Source organism: Gryllotalpicola ginsengisoli DSM 22003 (genome assembly GCF_000419445.1).
GTDB lineage: Bacteria > Actinomycetota > Actinomycetes > Actinomycetales > Microbacteriaceae > Gryllotalpicola > Gryllotalpicola ginsengisoli.
Genome location: NZ_AULK01000021.1, coordinates 1 through 1572, shown reverse-complemented (window position 1 = coordinate 1572; position 1572 = coordinate 1). Strand labels below are relative to the sequence as shown.

General features: G+C 57.4%; 1 rRNA gene. It reads left to right on the top strand.

The window, feature by feature from the left end:
- Positions 1-1572: ribosomal RNA gene (locus H563_RS0114180) — 23S ribosomal RNA — on the top strand; the annotation flags it as partial.

Here is a 1572-nt window from a genome sequence, read left to right as displayed (position 1 = left end):
CGTAGCGAAAGCGAGTCCGAATAGGGCGGTTTTAGTCGCATGTTCTAGACCCGAAGCGAAGTGATCTACCCATGGCCAGGTTGAAGCGACGGTAAGACGTCGTGGAGGACCGAACCCACCAGGGTTGAAAACCTGGGGGATGAGCTGTGGGTAGGGGTGAAAGGCCAATCAAACTTCGTGATAGCTGGTTCTCTCCGAAATGCATTTAGGTGCAGCGTTGCGTGTTTCTTGCCGGAGGTAGAGCTACTGGATAGCCGATGGGCCCCAAAAGGTTACTGACGTTAGCCAAACTCCGAATGCCGGTAAGTGAGAGCGCAGCAGTGAGACGGTGGGGGATAAGCTTCATCGTCGAGAGGGAAACAACCCAGACCACCGACTAAGGTCCCTAAGCGCGTGCTAAGTGGGAAAGGATGTGGAGTTGCACAGACAACCAGGAGGTTGGCTTAGAAGCAGCCACCCTTGAAAGAGTGCGTAATAGCTCACTGGTCAAGTGATTCCGCGCCGACAATGTAACGGGGCTCAAGCACGCCACCGAAGTCGTGGCATTGCCGCATGTGACAGGCCTTCGTGGTCCAGTCGTGGTGATGGGTAGGAGAGCGTCGTGTGCCGGGTGAAGCGGCGGGGTGACCCAGCCGTGGACGGCACACGAGTGAGAATGCAGGCATGAGTAGCGAAAGACGGGTGAGAAACCCGTCCTCCGAAAGACCAAGGGTTCCAGGGCCAGGTTAATCCGCCCTGGGTAAGTCGGGACCTAAGGCGAGGCCGACAGGCGTAGTCGATGGACAACGGGTTGATATTCCCGTACCGGCGAAGAACCGCCCACGCTAATCCAGTAGTGCTAAGCATCCGAGCCGGCCCACCGCTCCTTCGGGAGCATCGGGCCGGGGAGCGTGCGACCCCGTGCTGGTGCGGCGAGCGTAGTAACAGGTGTGACGCAGGAAGGTAGCCGTACCGGGCGATGGTTGTCCCGGGGCAAGGATGTAGGGCGAACGGTAGGCAAATCCGCCGTTCACGTGCCTGAGATCTGACGCATACCCGTCAAGGGGAATTCGGTGATCCTATGCTGCCAAGAAAAGCATCGACGCGAGGTTCTAGCCGCCCGTACCCCAAACCGACTCAGGTGGTCAGGTAGAGAATACCGAGGAGATCGAGAGAATCGTGGTTAAGGAACTCGGCAAAATGCCCCCGTAACTTCGGGAGAAGGGGGGCCGGAACCGTGACAGGCCTTGCGCCTGAAAGCGGGGAAGGCCGCAGAGACCAGTGGGAAGCGACTGTTTACTAAAAACACAGGTCCGTGCCAAGTCGCAAGACGATGTATACGGACTGACGCCTGCCCGGTGCTGGAAGGTTAAGAGGAACGGTTAGCACTTCGGTGCGAAGCTGAGAATTTAAGCCCCAGTAAACGGCGGTGGTAACTATAACCATCCTAAGGTAGCGAAATTCCTTGTCGGGTAAGTTCCGACCTGCACGAATGGCGTAACGACTTCCCAGCTGTCTCAACCACGAACTCGGCGAAATTGCACTACGAGTAAAGATGCTCGTTACGCGCAGCAGGACGGAAAGACCCCGTGA